General features: G+C 66.7%; 1 protein-coding gene. It reads left to right on the forward strand.

Annotated elements, in window-relative coordinates; translation table 11 throughout:
* The first annotated feature begins 104 nt into the window (after nt 1-104).
* Complete coding sequence (locus ACFXGJ_RS24055; protein ID WP_378625772.1) at nt 105-4067, forward strand: DNA-directed RNA polymerase subunit beta'; 3963 nt, start codon at nt 105-107, stop codon at nt 4065-4067.
* The last annotated feature ends 99 nt before the right edge of the window (nt 4068-4166 follow it).

Raw genomic sequence — 4166 nt, forward strand, 5'->3', positions numbered from 1 at the left:
GCCGCGGGGTTCCGCGGCCCGGGGGCGTAGCCCACATTTGAATTTGGCAGACAGGTAGGCGCTGAGAAGCGCACACCATAATCCCTCTGGGGAAAGGAAGTTACGTGCTCGACGTCAACTTCTTCGATGAACTCCGCATCGGCCTTGCCACCGCTGAGGACATCCGTCAGTGGTCGTTCGGCGAGGTCAAGAAGCCGGAGACCATCAACTACCGCACGCTCAAGCCCGAGAAGGACGGCCTCTTCTGCGAGAAGATCTTCGGCCCCACCCGGGACTGGGAGTGCTACTGCGGTAAGTACAAGCGCGTCCGCTTCAAGGGCATCATCTGTGAGCGCTGCGGCGTCGAGGTGACCCGCGCGAAGGTGCGTCGCGAGCGCATGGGCCACATCGAGCTCGCCGCTCCCGTCACCCACATCTGGTACTTCAAGGGAGTGCCGAGCCGGCTCGGCTACCTGCTGGACCTGGCGCCGAAGGATCTCGAGAAGATCATCTACTTCGCCGCCTACGTCATCGTCGGCGTCGACGACGAGCTCCGCCACAACGAGCTCTCCACGCTCGAGGCCGAGATGGAGGTCGAGAAGAAGTCGGTCGCCGACCAGCGCGACGCCGACCTCGAGGCCCGCGCCCAGAAGCTCGAGGCCGACATCGCCGAGCTCGAGGCCGAGGGTGCCAAGTCCGACGTCCGCCGCAAGGTCAAGGACGGCGGCGAGCGCGAGATGCGCCAGCTCCGTGACCGGGCGCAGCGTGAGCTGGACCGGCTCGAGGAGATCTGGACCACCTTCACCAAGCTGGCCGTCAAGCAGCTCATCGTGGACGAGGGTCTGTACCGCGAGCTGGTCGACCGCTACGGCGAGTACTTCACCGGCGCGATGGGCGCGGAGTCCATCCAGAAGCTGATGGAGGTCTTCGACATCGACGCCGAGGCGGAGATCCTTCGGGAGACCATCCGCAGCGGCAAGGGCCAGAAGAAGCTGCGCGCACTCAAGCGGCTCAAGGTCGTCGCGGCGTTCCAGTCCACCGGCAACTCGCCGATGGGCATGGTCCTCAACGCCGTCCCGGTGATCCCGCCGGAGCTGCGGCCGATGGTTCAGCTCGACGGTGGCCGTTTCGCCACCTCCGACCTGAACGACCTGTACCGCCGCGTGATCAACCGCAACAACCGCCTCAAGCGACTGATCGACCTCGGTGCCCCCGAGATCATCGTCAACAACGAGAAGCGGATGCTGCAGGAGTCCGTGGACGCGCTGTTCGACAACGGTCGTCGTGGCCGGCCGGTCACCGGTCCGGGCAACCGCCCGCTGAAGTCCCTGAGCGACCTGCTCAAGGGCAAGCAGGGTCGTTTCCGTCAGAACCTGCTCGGCAAGCGCGTCGACTACTCGGGCCGTTCGGTCATCGTCGTCGGCCCGCAGCTCAAGCTGCACCAGTGCGGTCTGCCGAAGCTGATGGCGCTCGAGCTGTTCAAGCCGTTCGTGATGAAGCGCCTGGTCGACCTGAACCACGCGCAGAACATCAAGTCCGCCAAGCGGATGGTCGAGCGTCAGCGTGCTCAGGTGTGGGACGTCCTCGAAGAGGTCATCGCCGAGCACCCGGTGCTGCTCAACCGTGCACCCACGCTGCACCGCCTCGGCATCCAGGCGTTCGAGCCTCAGCTCGTCGAGGGCAAGGCCATCCAGCTGCACCCGCTCGTGTGTGAGGCGTTCAACGCCGACTTCGACGGTGACCAGATGGCCGTGCACCTGCCGCTGTCCGCGGAGGCGCAGGCCGAGGCCCGCATCCTGATGCTGTCCTCGAACAACATCCTCTCGCCCGCGTCGGGTCGTCCGCTGGCCATGCCGCGTCTGGACATGGTGACCGGTCTGTACCACCTGACCCGTCTGGACGAGGGTGCCGAGGGCGAGCTGGTCGCGGCGTCGAAGGACCAGGCCGAGACCGGTGTGTACTCCTCGCCGGCCGAGGCCATCATGGCCGTCGACCGCGGCGCGCTCGCGGTGCAGGCGAAGATCAAGGTCCGCCTGACCACGCAGCGTCCGTCGCGCGAGATCGAGGACGAGCTCTTCGGCGACGAGGGCTGGAACTACGGCGACAGCTGGATCGCCGAGACCACCCTCGGCCGCGTGCTGTTCAACGAGCTGCTCCCCGCGGACTACCCGTTCGTGAACGAGCAGATGCCGAAGAAGCGTCAGGCGACGATCATCAACGATCTCGCCGAGCGCTACCCGATGATCGTGGTCGCGCAGACCGTCGACAAGCTCAAGGACGCCGGCTTCTACTGGGCCACCCGCTCGGGTGTCACCGTGTCGATCTCGGACGTCCTGGTGCCGCCGGAGAAGACCCAGATCGTGGAGTCCTTCGAGGCGCAGGCCGACCAGATCGAGAAGAAGTACCAGCGCGGTGCCCTCAACCACGCCGAGCGCAACAGCGCCCTGGTGAAGATCTGGTCCGAGGCCACCGACGAGGTCGGCAAGGCCATGGAGGCGCACTTCCCCGACGACAACCCGATCCCGATGATCGTGAAGTCCGGCGCCGCCGGCAACATGACGCAGGTTCGGTCGCTCGCCGGCATGAAGGGCCTGGTGACGAACCCGAAGGGTGAGTTCATTCCGCGGCCGATCAAGTCTTCCTTCAAGGAAGGCCTGACCGTTCTCGAGTACTTCATCAACACGCACGGTGCCCGTAAGGGTCTGGCCGACACCGCGCTGCGTACCGCCGACTCGGGTTACCTGACCCGTCGTCTGGTGGACGTCTCGCAGGACGTCATCGTGCGCGAGACGGACTGTGGCACCGAGCGCGGCATCGTCACCACGATCTCGGAGAAGCAGCCGGACGGCTCCGTCATCCGCGATGCACACGTGGAGACCAGCACGTACGCCCGCACCCTGGCGGCGGACGCGGTGGACGAGAACGGCAACGTGATCGTCGAGCGCGGCCACGACCTGGGCGACCCGGCGATCGACGCGCTGCTCGCGGCGGGCATCACCGAGGTGAAGGTGCGCTCCGTGCTCACCTGCACCACCGGCACCGGCGTCTGCGCCACGTGCTACGGCCGCTCGATGGCGACCGGCAAGCTCGTCGACATCGGCGAGGCCGTCGGTATCGTCGCCGCGCAGTCGATCGGTGAGCCCGGTACGCAGCTGACCATGCGTACCTTCCACCAGGGTGGTGCGGCGGGTGCCGCCGACATCACCGGTGGTCTGCCGCGTGTCCAGGAGCTGTTCGAGGCCCGCGTCCCGAAGGGCAAGGCCCCGATCGCCGACGTCACCGGCCGCGTGCAGCTCGAGGACGGCGACCGCTTCTACAAGATCACCATCGTCCCGGACGACGGCGGCGAAGAGGTCGTGTACGACAAGCTGTCGAAGCGTCAGCGTCTGCGTGTGTTCAAGCACGACGACGGCTCCGAGCGACTGCTGTCGGACGGCGACCACGTCGAGGTCGGCCAGCAGCTCATGGAGGGTGCTGCCGACCCGCACGAGGTGCTGCGCGTGATGGGCCCGCGCCAGGTGCAGATCCACCTGGTCAACGAGGTCCAGGAGGTGTACCGGAGCCAGGGTGTGTCGATCCACGACAAGCACATCGAGGTGATCGTGCGCCAGATGCTGCGTCGCGTGACGATCATCGACTCCGGTGCCACCGAGTTCCTGCCCGGATCGCTCACCGAGCGGGCCGAGTTCGAGGCGTCCAACCGCCGCGTCGTCGCCGAGGGTGGTGAGCCCGCCGCCGGTCGTCCGGTGCTCATGGGTATCACCAAGGCCTCGCTGGCGACCGACTCGTGGCTGTCGGCGGCGTCCTTCCAGGAGACCACTCGCGTGCTGACCGATGCGGCGATCAACTGCCGCTCGGACAAGCTGATCGGTCTCAAGGAGAACGTGATCATCGGCAAGCTGATCCCGGCCGGCACCGGCATCAACCGGTACCGGAACATCCAGGTGCAGCCGACCGAGGAGGCGCGCGCCGCGGCGTACGCCGTGCCGTCCTACGACGACCAGTACTACAGCCCGGAAGGCTTCGGCCAGGGCACCGGTGCTGCGGTTCCGCTGGACGACTACGGGTTCAGCACCGACTACCGCTAGCGCGTAGTCGCGTCGGGACCGACTACCGCTAGCGCGTAGTCGCGTCGGGACCGACGCGTAGTTCGTGGAAACGGCCCCCGCCCCAGCAATGGGTGCGGG

The sequence above is a fragment of the Rhodococcus sp. NPDC059234 genome (genome assembly GCF_042754225.1).
GTDB lineage: Bacteria > Actinomycetota > Actinomycetes > Mycobacteriales > Mycobacteriaceae > Rhodococcus_G.